Source organism: Photobacterium sp. GB-72, assembly GCF_003026095.1.
GTDB lineage: Bacteria > Pseudomonadota > Gammaproteobacteria > Enterobacterales > Vibrionaceae > Photobacterium.
In genome coordinates this window covers 62568-78424 of sequence record NZ_PYNV01000020.1, presented here as the reverse complement: position 1 = coordinate 78424, position 15857 = coordinate 62568, and the positions used below count along the sequence as shown (strand labels likewise).

Genomic DNA, 15857 nt, shown 5'->3' with positions numbered 1-15857 from the left:
CAGCGTTCAATCTGAGCCATGATCAAACTCTTCAATTAAAGTTTTTGTGGTCTTTCGACCGGCTCAATGAATACTGTTAAAATACCGCTAACTAGAAGCTAGTTAGGATATTTGAATTGACTGTGCCGATATTTCTATCGTTTTGGTCACTAGTATCATTGATAAATCTTTCGACTTAACTTTTCAACGAGTGCCCACACAGATTGCATGGTCAAATTGTTAAAGAACAATACTGAACTCGGTAACCGCTTGCGCCGTTGTCTGTCTCAGTGGGGTCGTAGTATAGAGAGTTCGATCACATTAGCAAGGGCTAAAGTGAAATAATTCTGACATATTTAATCACTCGAACAAATAATACTCAGAGTGCTATTGATTGACTACAATTCACGCGTCTATTTAGTTACTCTTGGTTAAAAATCCGTCCCCTATACAGGTATTACTATGACTTCCTCATTACGTAGCTATAAAAATATTCATCCAACACTGGAAAATAATGTCTATGTTGATCCATCTTGTGTTTTAGTGGGGGATATTCGCTGTGATGATGACAGTAGTATTTGGCCTTTAGTCGCTGCGCGTGGCGATGTGAACTACATCACTATCGGTAAACGCACGAATATTCAAGATGGTAGCGTGCTACACGTTAGCCGTGTCAGTGATGATCACCCTGATGGCTTTCCGCTGATTATTGGTGATGATGTAACGGTGGGACATAAAGCGATGTTACATGGTTGCCAAATAGGTCATCGTGTTTTAGTGGGGATGGGCACAATTATTTTAGATGGGGCTATTATCGAAGATGATGTCATCATTGGCGCAGGCAGTTTGGTTCCACCCAATAAACGCCTAGCATCTGGTTTTCTTTATGTTGGCAGTCCCGCCAAACAAGCCCGCCCTTTAACGGACAAAGAGAAAACCTTTTTATCACAATCAGCAGATAACTATGTGCGACTCAAAAATGAGTACCTTTGCGAAGAACTTCCGCTGTAAATAAAAAGAAGCCTTATCTAACGATAAGGCTTCTCGATAATTATTTGAGTGACTTAGCCAATAACGACATCACCATTATCGTCAAAACATTCATCTTCAATCATTTCTTCAGCCAACTCTTCAAGATCAAAACGCAATGAAGAAAACTCAGCGAGGATATCAGCTTCGTTATTTAAGGCTTTACCACTGTGCTGTTGTAGCCAGTTTAAGGTTACCCAACAGATGATCAGTGCGCCGCCTTGCTGAGCAGGGAAGTTAACGGCTTGGCGAACAGCATCCCATGATTGAATATCTGAAAATAGAATATCTTGGTTCATTACTTTTACTCTTGTAAAGTTCGGCGCAACTCACGTTGTACTTGTTTAGCTCCCGGACGAAGCCCGCGCCATAACATAAAGCTTTCAGCAGCTTGTCCAACGAGCATTCCTAACCCATCTAACACCTTTACTGCGCCATGCTCTTTCGCCCAACCATTAAAAGAGGTTATTGCTGAGCCATACACCATGTCATAGCACGTGGTATTCGTACCAATCACCGTTGGAGATATCGCTGGCACATCTCCAGATAGGCTGGCTGACGTTGAGTTGATGATCACATCAAAGGTTTGGTTTTCGAGTTCGGCGTGCTCTAGTGCAATAACATTACCGTAAGAAGAAAACAGCTCTGCCAATTGTTTTGCTTTGCTTACTGTACGGTTGGCTATAACCAATTGTTTAGGTTGCAGTGCTAATAATGGCAAAATCACACCACGAGCAGCACCACCGGCACCTAACAATAAGATGCGTTGATCTTTTAATTCGACCTGTTGATTTATCAGATCTTGAACAAGGCCTTCACCATCAGTGTTATCACCCAATACACCGCCGTCATCCAATTTCTTAAGTGTATTTACGGCACCAGCCAAGCGAGCACGTTCAGTTAGCTTGGTCGCATATTGATAAGCTTGCTCTTTAAATGGCACCGTAATGTTACAACCTTTACCACCATCATTAAAAAACATATCTACCGCTTGCACAAAACCATCAATGGCAACAAGTTGACTGGTATATGTCATCTGTTGACTCGTTTGACGGGCAAATAAGGTATGAATGAACGGAGATTTACTTTGTCCGATCGGGTTACCAAATACGACGTACTTATCCATATACGAATTCTCTCTTTATATTAAGAAGGCTCTATCACTCCGTGATCTGAGCTCAATAATTGATTACCACTCTCGTGGTTTTAAATAATCTTGATACAGTCGCGCTTCTGCTGAATTGGGCTCTGGTTCATAGCAGTACTCCCAACGTGCTAATGGTGGCATCGACATTAAAATAGATTCCGTTCTTCCGCCACTCTGTAAACCAAACAAAGTGCCACGATCATAAACCAAATTAAATTCGACATAACGTCCACGACGGTATAACTGAAACTCCCGTTCACGTTCACCATAGGGTAGATAATAACGCTGTTGTACTATCGGCATGTAGGCATTGATAAAGCCATTACCTACCGCTTGCATATAAGCAAAACTCTTATCAAATCCCCATTGATTGAGATCATCAAAGAATAGACCGCCTATACCGCGGGTTTCATTACGGTGCGGTAAGAAGAAGTATTTATCACACCATGCTTTGTGCTGTTGATAAACATCATCACCAAACGGCGCACACAACTGTTTAGCTGTATCATGCCAGTGTTGGCAATCTTCTTCGAAAGGATAGAACGGGGTAAGATCAAAGCCACCACCAAACCACCAAACCGGAGCTTCACCATCTTTTTCTGCGATAAAGAAGCGAACATTGGCATGAGAGGTTGGCACATAAGGGTTGCGAGGGTGAATAACCAATGAGACGCCCATCGCTTCAAAACGACGACCGGCTAATTCTGGGCGATGTGCTGTTGCAGAAGCTGGCATTTCAGCACCATAAACATGAGAAAAATTCACACCTGCTTGCTCGAAGATTTCGCCATCACGTAATACACGACTACGACCACCGCCACCTTCTTCACGCTGCCATTGGTCTTGTTCAAATACGACGGTTGTTTCTTGTTGCTCTAATGCTTGGCAAATACGATCTTGTAAATCCAACAAAAAGGCTTTAACTGCACTTTTATCTACTTGGCTATCCATACTCTTTATCCCTTACCCTTGACGGAAGATATTGCCATTAAGCGCATCACGTATCTCGGAAGGATTGGTACGTCCGCCTGTTTCACCTTGCAAGATTGCAGCTAAACAATGCCCTAACTGTTGTTCAACCTCTTGCGCTGTTCGACCTGGCTCTTGGCCTGTTAAATTTGCGCTGGTTGAGGTAATAGGTTTACCAAACTCCAAACATAAGCGTTGCACGAGTGGATGATCACTCACACGTACCGCAATCGTAGTAAATTGCCCCGTTAAAAACGAGGGAATATTAGGCTTAGTCGGCATTACCCAAGTCACAGGCCCTGGCCATGTTGCCATCACGGTTTGCTTTTGTTGTTCGGTCAATTGGTTTTCATCAATATATGACAGCAGCTGATCGTAATTCGCCGCGATCAAAATTAAGCCCTTTTCCACTGGGCGTTGTTTGATCGCTAATAGTTTTTCAACCGCTTCTTGATTATCCGGATCACAGCCGACACCAAACACCGCTTCGGTTGGGTACCCGATCACTTCACCTTGCTTTAAAGCTGCGACGACTTGAGCAAAATTCTCCACAGTATCCTCATTATTTGTTCAGCAAATATTGTTGTTTTACTTTCTCAATTTCATTCTACCTACTCCTTAGTCACAACTCCATGCTCGGTTATAAGACAGTCAATATTCATGACGCAAACGTTTTCCTTTGAGCTAAATCACCGTATAATGCAGCCATCAACACGATGTTAAGTTATGACCTGAAGGAGAATGAGATGAAAGTTGGAATTATCATGGGTTCAAAATCTGATTGGCCAACCATGCAACATGCGGCTGAGATGCTTGATCGTTTCAATGTTCCTTATGAGACAAAGGTCGTTTCGGCTCACCGCACGCCACATTTACTAGCCGAATACGCTGAAAGTGCACAAGAGCGTGGCATTAAAGTGATCATCGCAGGTGCTGGCGGTGCAGCTCACTTACCGGGGATGACAGCGGCTTTCACTAGCGTGCCTGTATTAGGCGTACCAGTGCAATCACGTGCATTAAAAGGAATGGATTCATTGCTTTCTATCGTTCAAATGCCGAAAGGTATTGCTGTTGGTACCTTAGCAATTGGTGATGCAGGGGCTGCCAATGCAGGTCTCTTGGCCGCACAAATTATCGGCACTCAAAATGAGCAAGTACTGGCCGCTATTGATGCTTTCCGCAAAGAGCAAACAGAAACGGTATTAAGCAACCCAAATCCAGCAGAGGATGCATAATGAATAATGTGCTAGTCCTTGGTGCTGGCCAACTTGCCCGTATGATGGCACTGGCTGGCGCTCCTCTTAACATCAATGTGATCGCTTATGATGTAGAGAGTGATAAAGTGGTTCATCCTCTTACCCAACAAGCAATGTCGAACTCGCTCGTTGAAGCGATTAATGACGTTGATGCGATTACTGCCGAGTTTGAACATATTCCTCACGATATTTTAGATATTTGTGCTGCCAGCGAGAAGTTCTTCCCAACGCCAGAAGCAATCAAAGCCGGTGGCGATCGTCGTCTAGAAAAAGCGTTATTAGATAATGCTGGCGTGCGCAATGCTAAATACCATGAAATCACTGAACGTGCAGATCTTCTTACTGCAATTGAAAAAATCGGGTTACCGCTGGTGTTAAAAAGTGCATTAGGTGGCTACGACGGTAAAGGGCAGTGGCGCTTAAAAGAAAGCGCACAGATTGATGATATTTGGCCTGAAATGGCGCAATGTATTGCTGATTCTCCTAATCAGGCTATTGTTGCTGAGCAATTTATTCCTTTTCAACGCGAAGTATCATTGATTGGTGCCCGTAATCGCAGTGGTGATATTCAGGTATTTAACTTAACTGAGAATGTCCATACTGATGGCGTACTAAGTTTATCAACTGCGATTGTGGGTGACTCACCACTGCAAGCGCAAGCCGATAACATGTTCCGTGCCGTCGCTAATAGCCTTGATTATGTCGGCGTGTTAGCTATCGAGTTTTTCGATCTCGATGGCGAACTACTGGTAAACGAAATCGCACCACGGGTTCATAACTCAGGTCACTGGACACAGCAAGGTGCAGAAACATGTCAGTTTGAAAACCACTTACGCGCGGTATGTGATTTTCCTCTTGGTAGTACTCAACTCATTCGTCCAAGTGCGATGATCAATATCTTAGGTTTAGATAGCATTCCTGATGCGGTTTATGCCCAAGAAGGTTGCCATGTACACTGGTACGGTAAAGAAAAACGAGCAGGGCGTAAAATGGGGCACATTAACGTGTGTGCTGATACACCAGAGCAATTGCAGTATCGTTTGATCATGTTATCAAGCTTGCTGGATGAGAAGGATTTCCCCGCACTGCCGCGTTAATATTTACTCCAATTTAAAAAGCCTGCGTCTGAGCAGGCTTTTTTTATGCTGTTTTATCAACACTATCAGGATCTTGATAAGCATGGCACTTTCTATCTGCACATTGCAGTTTCACACCACTGGCTAATTTCTTTTCAATTAGCAAACCAAAGCCACATTGTTGGCACGTACCGACAACGGGTTTGTTATTCACAGCAAAGCGACAGCTTGGATACTGATCACAGGCATAAAACACTTTGCCATAACGGGATTTACGCTCAGTTAAATGGCCTTTATGACATTCAGGACATCCAACATCGGTATTCTCTGCTTTCTTTTCCGTTGAGGCTAAATAGTGACAAGCAGGGTATGCTGAACACCCAATAAACATCCCATAACGACCTTGGCGTAATACCAATGGGCTCTCACATTCAGGACAAGGCATATCGAGCTCTTTCACTACATGTCCATCGTTGTGATTTAATGGCTGAATATAGTCACAACTCGGATAATGATCGCAACCAAGAAAAGGACCACGCTTACCAAATCGCATCACTAATTCGCCACCACATTGTGGGCACGGTGTATGTGATAACGCCTGCTCATGGGCAGAGAATAAAGGTGGGTTATTGGTTGTCATTACTGCTCGCTTAAAAAGGAATATCGCGTTTTACACGCTATCGCGACAAATAGCATAGATACAATAACGGGCCACTTTAAGGCCCGCTAATTTTAATGCACTGCACCGTCTTCCGCACCGTATAGCAACTCTTCCATCTGGCTATACGCTGTTTCATTACCGGGGGCATTAAACAGCACCATTAAGATAATCCACTTCAAATCATCTAATGAAAATTCATTGGTATCGAGCTCCATGATCCGATCAATCACCATTTCACGGGTATCGGCATTTAGCACATGGATTTGCTCAAGATACATCAAGAAACCGCGACAAGTGACATCCATACGGATCATCTCTTGCTCGGTATACACACGCATAGATGTTGCTGCGCAGTTATTTACATAAGGAGTATGTTCAGTTTCTTGTAACGCTGCGAGTTGTTCTAACCAATTAAGCGCTTTATAAATATCATCTTGATGGAACCCAGCACGAATTAACTCTTCGGAAAGTTCATCTTGATCAAACATCAACTCAGCATCACTTTGGATGTAAGTTTCAAACAGGTACATAAGAATGTCCATCATGACTAGCTCCTCCTCGTTCTGATATAACCACCAGGTACTGCACTGACCAGGCCCAGTAATTCCAACTCTAAAAGTTGGGTTAATACTTCATGGACAGGCTGTTCACAGCGTTCAGCAACTACATCTACGGGTGTTGCTTCGGTGCCTACGTTAGCCAACAGAGCTGGAAATGGCAATTCTTCATTTTCAGGTTGTGGAAAAGGCAAGCCTATTTGGTTATTTATTGCGCACTCAGTTAAGGTTCCGACTTCATTAAAGATATCTGCGGGGCTTTCTACCAGTTTAGCACCAGATTTTATCAATGCATTACAGCCTCGACTTTGCGCATTATAGATAGAGCCTGGAAGGGCAAACACTTCTCGTCCTTGCTCTAACGCATAACGCGCAGTAATCAATGAGCCGCTTTTTTCTGCCGCTTCAACTACCAATACGCCTGTCGACAATCCACTGATCACTCGATTGCGACGCGGAAAGTTTTGTGGACGAGGTTTTTCATCAGGCCAAAACTCTGAAACCAATGCCCCTTGCTCTACAATCTCATTCGCTAACTGACGATGGCGAGCAGGATAAATTTGATCTAAACCAGAGCCTAACACCGCAACGGTAGCGCCGCCGGACTTCAATGCCCCCAGATGAGCTTGTCCATCAATTCCTAAAGCAAGTCCGCTGGTAACCACATACTCCGCTTGCCCTAGTGCATACCCGAAATTAAATGCCGCCTCTCTACCATCAATGGAAGCCGCGCGACTACCAATAATCGCCACTTGTGGTTGAGCTAGATAAGCGACCTCACCACGGACAAATAACAGTGGCGGTGGAGATGATATTTGTTTCAGTAAATAAGGGTAAGCAGGAGAATCTAGAGTCAAAATATGTTGATCCGGATGTTGCTGCCAACGCAACGCTTGATCGATACGCTGTTGGTTGGGGGAAGTAATCGCTGTGGCTTGTTGGTGAGTCAAACCTAGCTGACACAACTGATCAAATGAAGAGCCAACACATTGTTGCGCCGAAACATGACGCAAGAGTTTATTAATGCGATGACCACCTAAATACGGGGTCATCGCTAATACTAACCATGGGTAGAGTGATTCACTCATGAGATCTTAACGCGTTGGTGGAACAGCAATAACACCCGGCTTGAATGGTTCTAAGCTTTGCATCACCACAGCTAAACTAAAGTGCTCATAAGGACGAAGCACCATTAATTTACCCACTGAGACTTCACCCAACTGGGTAGAGCCTGCTAATGGGTTATCTTTGTAATGGTAACTGCCTTTTTTACCTTGAACTTTGGCGCCTTGTTTGTATAAATCAAATACAAAGCCTGATTCCACACCATCTAAATGCCCACGATCTAATACCACAACATCGAAGCTAGAGATGTAGCTACGCCCTTCAAGTTGCCCAATCACATTGGCAGTCATTGACTCTGGCGGTGTTGAGGGTGAAAACGATAAGTTAGGCTCTCCGCTCACTAATAATGGTAATAAAATATCGTTTTGACTGATTTCCTGACGGTAGGTATCAACCCGTAATTGACTGGTTTTATCATCGGCTGCAGTGACGGTTAAATCAGCAATCTCCTTTAATGTCATGACCTTTACATCAACTTCAGGGCTTGTCTCCGTTGCTGAATCATTACGTGTAAACGTTTCTTCAATACGGTAAACACGCCATTGTGTTGTCGGTGCCAAAGGCTGATCTGCCCATACAATATCACCGACAGACAAGTAACCACGTTCATCGCTTGAGCCTAACACTTGCGGTTGTGTTTTGGCTGATTCTTGACTGATTAATTTATTTTCAGCCACGTACTCCAACATTAAGTATCCCGGTAGGGTCGTAATAGGATCACGAATAACTCGCGCTTTTGGCGACAGTTTTACATGCTTTTTCAAACTCAGTTTTGGCTGCCCATTAACCCAGATAAGATGGAGGCGATCACCTGGGTAAATAAGGTGTGGGTTTTTAATGTAGCTATTCTTTTCCCACAATTGTGGCCATGACCATGGATTTTCGAGAAATACCCCAGAAATATCCCATAACGTATCACCTTTCTTAACGATGTAGACTTCTGGTATATCTTTTTTAAGTAGTGGAGATGGCGCAGCAAACAGAGAGGGGATAAAAAGCATAAAGCTAAGAATAATGCCCAATTGCTTCATGAGATCGCTTCCTTGGATAACACAACCGAATCGTAAGGCTCCGCCTTACAACAAATAAAATACGTTTATCGTCTCAGACTGGCATTAGCCTATTGATATGTCGACTGTTTAACGATGAGCAAAAAGCGCTTTTCGGTTCACGTCACTATTTATAGATAACTGTTGCAACTCAATAGCGTCAAGTTTGCTTACGGCTAACACTAATCACTTTGCCAATAAAATACTGACGGACGCTTTTTCATTCTTTGTCTTTCACCTATGACAAAAAATTCGGTACTGTTATTTGATCTTTAAAATGACTAGAATTAGACCAACAGCGTTTTATTTTTTAGTTTCCGTTAACGAATTCGAGTCCTTATGTCTGTATTACACGTTCTAACCTTTCCTGATGAACGCCTACGAACTGTAGCTAAACCAGTCGAAGCGATAACACCTGAAATCCAAACAATTATCGATGATATGTTGGAGACCATGTACGACGAAGAAGGCATTGGTCTTGCGGCAACCCAAGTTGATATTCACCAACGTATTGTAGTGATTGACGTATCAGAAGAACGTAACCAACCTATGGTACTAGTGAACCCTGAAATTACTGAAGAGCACGGTGAAGATGGTATTGAAGAAGGCTGTTTATCGGTTCCTACCGCGCGAGGTTTTGTACCACGCGCAGCAGGCGTAAGTGTTACTGCGCTGGATCGTGACGGTAAAGAATACAGCTTCAAAGCTGATGGCTTATTGGCGATTTGTGTACAACATGAATTAGATCACTTAGCTGGCAAGCTATTTGTTGACTATTTATCACCTTTAAAACGTCAGCGCATTAAACAGAAACTAGAAAAAATTAAACGCCATAACGCAAAAAACTAATTATTTAGAGGTTACCTTGAGCAAACCATTACGCATCGTTTTTGCAGGTACTCCTGACTTCGCCGCCCGTCATTTGGCGGCGTTGTTGTCTTCACAGCACCAAGTTGTTGCTGTTTACACTCAACCTGATCGCCCAGCGGGTCGTGGTAAAAAACTAACGGCAAGCCCAGTTAAAAATATCGCGCTTGAACATGATATTCCGGTTTATCAACCAGCTTCATTACGCAATGAAGAAGCACAACAAGAATTAGCTGCCATTGACGCAGATATCATGGTTGTGGTGGCATACGGCTTATTATTACCGCAAGCAGTATTAGATACGCCACGTTTAGGTTGTATTAATGTACACGGTTCTATTCTTCCACGTTGGCGTGGTGCAGCGCCGATCCAACGCTCTATTTGGGCGGGAGATACAGAAACTGGCGTAACTATCATGCAGATGGATATCGGCCTTGATACGGGTGATATGCTAAAAGTGGCAACCTTGCCAATTGAAGCATCAGATACTAGCGCTACCATGTACGAAAAATTAGCCGATCTTGGCCCTGATGCCTTAATTGATTGCTTATCTGATATTGCTAATGGCACAGCCGTAGCCGTTAAGCAGGACGATGAGCAAGCAAACTACGCCAAGAAGCTGAGCAAAGAAGAAGCGTTAATTGATTGGACAATGGATGCCGCTGCGATTGAGCGCTGCGTTCGTGCGTTTAACCCGTGGCCAATGAGTTACTTCACCGTTGCAGAGCAAAACATCAAAGTTTGGCAAGCGGCTGTTGAAGCTGACAATCAAGGTAAAGCACCGGGTACAATTTTATCTGCTGATAAGCAAGGTATCTTAGTTGCGACAGGTAATGGCGCATTGCGCTTATTATCGCTGCAACCGCCAGGTAAGAAAGCGATGACAGCAGCAGATTTGCTTAATTCTCGTCGAGAATGGTTTGAATCTGGCGCTCAGCTATAAATATCAAGGCCAGTGTGTAGTCACTGGCTTTTCTTTTTAAGTTCCACATTGTTATCGCCAGCACTAACGGCGAGTTCAGGAAACAGCTATGAATGTAAGAGCCACAGCGGCCAAAGTTATTTATCAGGTCGTCGATCAAGGGCAGTCATTAACCGCCGCGCTTCCTGCTGCGCAACAAGATATCAGAGAGCGTGACCACGCTTTATTGCAAGAGATCTGCTATGGCGTACTTCGCTGGCTTCCTCGCTTAGAATCTATTACCCAAGCGTTAATGGATAAGCCGTTAAAAGGTAAGCAACGCGTATTCCACCACTTAATTTTAGTGGGCTTATATCAACTCGGGTACATGCGAATTCCAGCACATGCCGCAGTAGCTGAAACAGTAAATGCAACGAAAACACTTAAAAAGCCACAACTTCGCGGGCTTATTAACGCTATTTTACGTAATTATCAGCGTCAACAAGAAACCTTAGATGCGCAAGCTATCAGCCATGATGCGGGTAAATATGGTCATCCAAGCTGGCTATTAAAGTTATTAAAAGAAAGCTATCCCGAGCAATTTGCTGATATCTGTGAAGCGAATAACACCAAAGCACCGATGTGGCTACGTGTTAATCGCCAACACAATACTCGCGATGCCTACCGCGCTTTATTAGATGCCGAAGACATTGCAACCGAGTTACACCCACAGGCTGCAGATGCGCTACGTTTAGTTTCGCCATGCGATGTCACTCAGCTTCCTGGCTTTAGTGATGGCTGGGTCTCGGTACAAGACGCTGCAGCTCAGTTAGCGGTGGATTATTTACAGCCTAAAGCGGGTGAGTTAATTCTTGATTGCTGCGCAGCCCCGGGTGGTAAAACAGCCCACATCATGGAGCATGTACCATCAACCAAAGTGGTTGCGATTGACTGTGATGAAAATCGCCTTAAACGTGTACACGAAAACTTGGCACGTTTGAACCTTGATGCAACCGTATTATGCGCTGATGCCCGTTACCCAGAACAATGGTGGCAAGGTGACAAATTTGATCGTATTTTGCTAGATGCGCCATGTTCAGCGACGGGGGTTATTCGTCGTCACCCTGATATTAAGTGGCTACGTCGTGGCGAAGATATTGCGGCACTGGCAACACTTCAAGCAGAGATCTTTGACGCAATGTGGCTGCAATTAAAACCGGGCGGTACGTTGGTTTACGCGACATGCTCTATTACGCCACAAGAAAACTGCGATCAGGTAAAAGCGTTTTTAGCACGAACGTCAGATGCGACATTAATTGGCAGCGATCCAGCGAAACCTGGTCGTCAAATTCTGCCAGGTGAAGAGTCGATGGATGGTTTTTACTACGCTGTTCTAACAAAAGCAGAGTAATCATTGTTTAAATAAAAGCGGAACTTGCTCTCAAGATTCCGCTTTTTCATATTTTATAACGCCGATCAGAACGTTGTACTTACAGCTGATCTCTACAGGCATTTACATCAGGCATAGACTATGAAAATTATTATTCTCGGTGCCGGACAAGTTGGCGGCACCCTTGCTGAAAACTTGGTTGGTGAGAATAACGATATCACTATCGTTGATAAGGATCCCGAGCGTCTGCGTGAACTGCAAGACAAATACGACCTTCGAGTTGTACAAGGCTTTGCCAGTCACCCTCGCACGTTACGAGAAGCAGGGGCACAAGATGCTGATATGTTGGTATCTGTTACGAACTCCGATGAAACTAACATGATCGCATGTCAAATTGCGTTCTCTCTTTTCAATACGCCTAACCGTGTTGCTCGTATTCGTTCACCTGAATACTTACGAGAGAAAGAACAACTGTTTCAATCTGATGCGGTTCCTGTTGATCACTTAATCGCACCAGAAGAATTGGTGACCGATTACATTGAAAAACTGATTGAATACCCAGGCGCATTACAGGTTGTTAGCTTTGCAGAAGATAAAGTCGGCCTTGTTGCGGTAAAAGCCTACTATGGCGGTCCGCTAGTTGGTAATGCATTATCTGCATTGCGTGAACACATGCCACACATCGATACCCGCGTAGCGGCGATTTTCCGTCAAGGTAAACCGATTCGTCCACAAGGTACCACGATCATTGAAGCTGATGATGAAGTCTTCTTTGTCGCCGCAAGTAACCATATTCGTTCCGTAATGAGTGAACTTCAGCGCCTAGAGAAGCCTTATAAGCGTTTGATGATTGTTGGTGGTGGTAACGTTGGTGCTGGTTTAGCTCGTCGTTTAGAGCAAAGCTACAGCATCAAACTGATTGAACGTAATCAAGAGCGTGCTGAGAACTTGTCTGAAATGCTACAAAATACCATCGTATTTTGTGGTGATGCCTCAGATCAGGAATTGCTCAGCGAAGAGCATATCGAGCAGATCGATGTCTTTATTGCGGTTACTAACGATGATGAAGCCAATATCATGTCAGCCATGCTTGCTAAGCGTATGGGCGCAAAGAAAGTGATGGTGCTTATCCAGCGTGGTGCTTACGTTGATTTGGTGCAAGGCGGTACGATTGATATTGCGATTTCACCGCAACAAGCGACGATTTCAGCGCTATTAACCCACGTGCGAAAAGCCGATATCGTTAATGTATCATCATTGCGTCGCGGCGCTGCAGAAGCCATTGAGGCTATCGCTCATGGTGATTCCAGTACCTCTAAAGTCGTTGGTCGTGCAATCAGCGATATTAAATTACCACCGGGTACCACCATTGGTGCTGTTGTCCGTGGAGAAGAAGTATTAATCGCCCATGACCGTACCGTCATCGAGCAAAACGATCACGTGGTGATGTTCCTTGTTGATAAGAAGTACATCCCAGATGTTGAACGTCTCTTCCAACCTAGTCCTTTCTTCTTGTAACTGATCATGGTTAATTATCGTCCCATACTGTTTGTACTAGGGTTAGTGCTGTCTAAGCTAGCCCTGTTCATGTACGTGCCGACATTAGTCGCCTTTTTTACCGGTACCGAAGGGTTTATTGATTTCGCCACTGCGGTGCTGATCACCCATTCTGTTGCCTTTTTATTTTTAACTTTAGGTAAAACCCCAGAGTTTAAGCTTAGCGTGCGAGACATGTTCTTGATCACCACCTTAGTTTGGACTGTCGCCAGTGCTTTTGCGGCCTTACCTTTTGTATTTATTAATCACATTAGTTTTACCGATGCTTACTTTGAAACTATGTCAGGGATCACCACAACGGGCTCTACCGTTTTAAGTGGTTTAGATGATATGGCACCCAGTATTTTGCTGTGGCGATCAACACTGCAATGGCTCGGTGGGGTTGGCTTTATCGTGATGGCAGTAGCGATCCTCCCGATGCTGAACGTCGGTGGTATGCGTTTATTCCAAACCGAATCATCAGATTGGTCAGATAAAAGCTCACCTCGAACCAAGAGCGTTGCAAAGAATATCGTTAATGTTTATCTCACGTTAACTCTGCTCTGCATTATCTCGTTTATGTTTGCAGGGATGAATACATTTGATGCCATTAACCATGCTTTCACAACCATTTCGACGGGCGGTTATTCCACTTCTGATGGCTCCATGAATCACTTCTCGCACAGTGCACAATGGGTTGCCACAGTCTTCATGTTTGCTGGCGGCTTGCCATTTTTGCTGTTTGTCCAAGCCTTGAAAAAACGCCATCCAAAAACCTTATTTGGTGATGCTCAAGTAAAAGGCTATGCCTTGTTTGTGACCGTTGCCAGTTTAATTGTGGCTGCATGCTTGTTCTTCAATAAAGATTATTCGTTGATGGATTCGCTGCGATTATCATTTTTCAACATCATTTCTGTTGTGACAACCACAGGTTTTGGCTTGGGAGATTTCACCGCATGGGGACCATTGCCGAGTATTATTTTCGCCTTCACTTTATTGGTAGGCGCTTGCTCAGGGTCGACCAGTGGCGGAATAAAAATCTTTCGATTCCAGATCGCGTTTGCCTTACTACGTAAGCAAATTATGCAATCTATCCACCCATCGGCGCTATTTGTCCAACGCTATAATGATAGACCGGTCACTGACGATATTGTGCGCTCGGTTGTTGCATTAGTATTGACCTTTATCATGACCATTATCTTCATTGCTGCGATATTAGGTCTACAAGGGCTTGATCCCATCACCAGCATTACAGGTGCTGTCACCGCTGTTGCTAATGTGGGGCCGGGGATGGGGAGTATTATCGGTCCAACGGGTAACTTCGCGAGTTTGCCTGATTTATCAAAATGGACCTTAAGTTTAGGTATGTTGATGGGACGTTTAGAAATTTTGACTGTGTTAGTCGTATTTTCACCTGCATTTTGGCGAGACTAATAACACTAAAAACAAAAAGGGAGCGCATTGCGCTCCCTTTTTTATCCATTTCAACGCGATGAACTAAACAGGTTTGACGTAGAAATAAATCGCACAAAAGTGGCAAATAGAACCACCTAATACAAATAAATGCCAAATTGCATGGTTATACGGGATACGTTTATTGACGTAGAAAATCACCCCAAGTGAATAAATCACACCGCCTAAAGCAAGTAACACTAAACCACCCGTCGATAAAATAAGTGCTAATTGATAAATCATAATTAGCGATAACCAACCCATGGTTAAATAAGTGATCAGTGATAATTTCTCAAATCGATAAACAAATGCAATTTTGGCAATAATACCGATAATCGCCAGTCCCCAAATCACGCTCATCAAACCAATGGCTAATGGCGTCCGCAGAGAAATCAATAAAAAAGGCGTATAAGTACCAGCAATAAGAAGATAAATCGCACAATGATCAAACGTTTTTAACGCACGTTTCGCTTTAGGTGATGAAACCGAATGGTAGAGGGTAGAGGCTAAATAGAGCAATATCATGCTCACCGCATACACGGTATAACTGATAAGACTTAACGTGTCAGCATTAACAGAGAATGCTTTCTCAAGTAATAAATACAACCCAAGCAAGCCAAATAACAGCCCGATCCCATGGCTTATACTGTTCGCTACTTCCTCTGCAACAGAATACCCTTGTTCAGTTGCCACCGATTTGTTCATCACTCAACCACCTCACGCTAACATGACATTATTCTACTATAACCACACCACTCAGCTTACACTTGTAAGCTGAAAATAAGCAAGTCAGGATTCGTGATATTTATAATAATGAGATAAAAATATACGTAATAAAAACGGAGCGCTCGTGATAAATAAGC

Annotated in this window: 17 protein-coding genes; 8 read left to right on the top strand and 9 right to left on the bottom strand. The window is 43.8% G+C overall.

Translation table 11 applies throughout. The annotated features are described in order from the left end of the window. Positions 1-441: 441 nt before the first annotated feature. Positions 442-990, top strand: a complete 549-nt coding sequence (locus C9J40_RS18615) for a gamma carbonic anhydrase family protein (protein WP_107247638.1) — start codon at positions 442-444, stop codon at positions 988-990. Positions 991-1043: 53 nt separating this feature from the next. Here the strand turns inward: C9J40_RS18615 and C9J40_RS18610 are convergent, their stop codons facing one another. The 4 genes from C9J40_RS18610 to C9J40_RS18595 form a co-directional block, all read right to left on the bottom strand. Further along, entirely contained in the window at positions 1044-1307 is a 264-nt protein-coding gene (locus C9J40_RS18610) for a DUF1488 domain-containing protein (protein WP_107247637.1), read from the bottom strand. A gap of 5 nt (positions 1308-1312) precedes the next feature. Further along, positions 1313-2134: a shikimate dehydrogenase gene (gene aroE, locus C9J40_RS18605; protein WP_107247636.1), complete on the bottom strand. Its 822-nt coding sequence runs from the start codon at positions 2132-2134 to the stop codon at positions 1313-1315. A gap of 63 nt (positions 2135-2197) precedes the next feature. Then, the gene (gene hemF, locus C9J40_RS18600; protein WP_107247635.1) at positions 2198-3106 is read right to left on the bottom strand and encodes an oxygen-dependent coproporphyrinogen oxidase; all 909 of its coding nucleotides are present in this window, start codon (positions 3104-3106) and stop codon (positions 2198-2200) included. Positions 3107-3118: 12 nt separating this feature from the next. After that, positions 3119-3676, bottom strand: a complete 558-nt coding sequence (locus C9J40_RS18595) for an L-threonylcarbamoyladenylate synthase (protein WP_107247634.1) — start codon at positions 3674-3676, stop codon at positions 3119-3121. A gap of 194 nt (positions 3677-3870) precedes the next feature. Here C9J40_RS18595 and purE point away from each other — a divergent pair, with 194 nt between their 5' ends. Continuing rightward, positions 3871-4359 carry a 5-(carboxyamino)imidazole ribonucleotide mutase gene (purE, locus tag C9J40_RS18590; protein WP_107247633.1) on the top strand — a complete coding sequence of 163 codons (489 nt, stop codon included), beginning with the start codon at positions 3871-3873 and terminating at the stop codon, positions 4357-4359. Beyond that, positions 4359-5477 (top strand): 5-(carboxyamino)imidazole ribonucleotide synthase, encoded by a 1119-nt coding sequence (locus tag C9J40_RS18585; protein ID WP_107208060.1) that lies wholly within the window; start codon positions 4359-4361, stop codon positions 5475-5477. Before purE ends, C9J40_RS18585 begins: the two co-directional genes overlap by 1 nt. A 43-nt stretch (positions 5478-5520) precedes the next feature. Here the strand turns inward: C9J40_RS18585 and C9J40_RS18580 are convergent, their stop codons facing one another. The 4 genes from C9J40_RS18580 to C9J40_RS18565 form a co-directional block, all read right to left on the bottom strand. After that, the gene (locus tag C9J40_RS18580; protein ID WP_107247632.1) at positions 5521-6096 is read right to left on the bottom strand and encodes a topoisomerase DNA-binding C4 zinc finger domain-containing protein; all 576 of its coding nucleotides are present in this window, start codon (positions 6094-6096) and stop codon (positions 5521-5523) included. A gap of 92 nt (positions 6097-6188) precedes the next feature. Beyond that, positions 6189-6662, bottom strand: coding sequence for a DUF494 family protein (locus tag C9J40_RS18575; RefSeq protein ID WP_005372379.1), 474 nt, complete (start codon positions 6660-6662; stop codon positions 6189-6191). Positions 6663-6664: 2 nt separating this feature from the next. Continuing rightward, complete coding sequence (gene dprA / locus C9J40_RS18570) at positions 6665-7762, bottom strand: DNA-processing protein DprA (RefSeq protein ID WP_107247631.1); 1098 nt, start codon at positions 7760-7762, stop codon at positions 6665-6667. Between the two features lie 6 nt (positions 7763-7768). Next, the gene (locus C9J40_RS18565) at positions 7769-8830 is read right to left on the bottom strand and encodes a LysM peptidoglycan-binding domain-containing protein (RefSeq protein ID WP_107247630.1); all 1062 of its coding nucleotides are present in this window, start codon (positions 8828-8830) and stop codon (positions 7769-7771) included. Between the two features lie 357 nt (positions 8831-9187). Between C9J40_RS18565 and def the strand changes: the two genes are divergently transcribed. The 5 genes from def (at position 9188) to C9J40_RS18540 (ending at position 14976) form a co-directional block, all read left to right on the top strand. Further along, entirely contained in the window at positions 9188-9697 is a 510-nt protein-coding gene (gene def / locus C9J40_RS18560; protein ID WP_045084609.1) for a peptide deformylase, read from the top strand. Between the two features lie 16 nt (positions 9698-9713). Continuing rightward, positions 9714-10658 carry a methionyl-tRNA formyltransferase gene (gene fmt / locus C9J40_RS18555; RefSeq protein ID WP_107247629.1) on the top strand — a complete coding sequence of 315 codons (945 nt, stop codon included), beginning with the start codon at positions 9714-9716 and terminating at the stop codon, positions 10656-10658. An 88-nt stretch (positions 10659-10746) separates the two neighbouring features. After that, positions 10747-12027, top strand: coding sequence for a 16S rRNA (cytosine(967)-C(5))-methyltransferase RsmB (gene rsmB / locus C9J40_RS18550; protein ID WP_107208066.1), 1281 nt, complete (start codon positions 10747-10749; stop codon positions 12025-12027). A gap of 120 nt (positions 12028-12147) precedes the next feature. Beyond that, the gene (trkA, locus tag C9J40_RS18545) at positions 12148-13524 is read left to right on the top strand and encodes a Trk system potassium transporter TrkA (protein ID WP_107208067.1); all 1377 of its coding nucleotides are present in this window, start codon (positions 12148-12150) and stop codon (positions 13522-13524) included. 6 nt (positions 13525-13530) lie between these two features. After that, on the top strand, positions 13531-14976 hold the full coding sequence (locus C9J40_RS18540) for a TrkH family potassium uptake protein (RefSeq protein ID WP_107208068.1): 1446 nt from the start codon (positions 13531-13533) through the stop codon (positions 14974-14976). A gap of 63 nt (positions 14977-15039) precedes the next feature. Here C9J40_RS18540 and C9J40_RS18535 read toward each other — a convergent pair whose 3' ends face one another. Continuing rightward, positions 15040-15699, bottom strand: coding sequence for a hemolysin III family protein (locus C9J40_RS18535; protein ID WP_107208069.1), 660 nt, complete (start codon positions 15697-15699; stop codon positions 15040-15042). Positions 15700-15857: the final 158 nt, after the last annotated feature.

What these genes read in the sequence shown, in the direction of transcription:
- aroE (WP_107247636.1), bottom strand. Translation starts at nt 2,134, where the DNA reads ATGGATAAGTACGTCGTATTTGGTAACCCGATCGGACAAAGTAAATCT.
- C9J40_RS18610 (WP_107247637.1), bottom strand. Translation starts at nt 1,307, where the DNA reads ATGAACCAAGATATTCTATTTTCAGATATTCAATCATGGGATGCTGTT.
- C9J40_RS18540 (WP_107208068.1), top strand. Translation starts at nt 13,531, where the DNA reads ATGGTTAATTATCGTCCCATACTGTTTGTACTAGGGTTAGTGCTGTCT.
- C9J40_RS18585 (WP_107208060.1), top strand. Translation starts at nt 4,359, where the DNA reads ATGAATAATGTGCTAGTCCTTGGTGCTGGCCAACTTGCCCGTATGATG.
- C9J40_RS18565 (WP_107247630.1), bottom strand. Translation starts at nt 8,830, where the DNA reads ATGAAGCAATTGGGCATTATTCTTAGCTTTATGCTTTTTATCCCCTCT.
- C9J40_RS18580 (WP_107247632.1), bottom strand. Translation starts at nt 6,096, where the DNA reads ATGACAACCAATAACCCACCTTTATTCTCTGCCCATGAGCAGGCGTTA.
- rsmB (WP_107208066.1), top strand. Translation starts at nt 10,747, where the DNA reads ATGAATGTAAGAGCCACAGCGGCCAAAGTTATTTATCAGGTCGTCGAT.
- C9J40_RS18615 (WP_107247638.1), top strand. Translation starts at nt 442, where the DNA reads ATGACTTCCTCATTACGTAGCTATAAAAATATTCATCCAACACTGGAA.
- purE (WP_107247633.1), top strand. Translation starts at nt 3,871, where the DNA reads ATGAAAGTTGGAATTATCATGGGTTCAAAATCTGATTGGCCAACCATG.
- C9J40_RS18535 (WP_107208069.1), bottom strand. Translation starts at nt 15,699, where the DNA reads ATGAACAAATCGGTGGCAACTGAACAAGGGTATTCTGTTGCAGAGGAA.
- def (WP_045084609.1), top strand. Translation starts at nt 9,188, where the DNA reads ATGTCTGTATTACACGTTCTAACCTTTCCTGATGAACGCCTACGAACT.
- C9J40_RS18575 (WP_005372379.1), bottom strand. Translation starts at nt 6,662, where the DNA reads ATGATGGACATTCTTATGTACCTGTTTGAAACTTACATCCAAAGTGAT.
- dprA (WP_107247631.1), bottom strand. Translation starts at nt 7,762, where the DNA reads ATGAGTGAATCACTCTACCCATGGTTAGTATTAGCGATGACCCCGTAT.
- trkA (WP_107208067.1), top strand. Translation starts at nt 12,148, where the DNA reads ATGAAAATTATTATTCTCGGTGCCGGACAAGTTGGCGGCACCCTTGCT.
- hemF (WP_107247635.1), bottom strand. Translation starts at nt 3,106, where the DNA reads ATGGATAGCCAAGTAGATAAAAGTGCAGTTAAAGCCTTTTTGTTGGAT.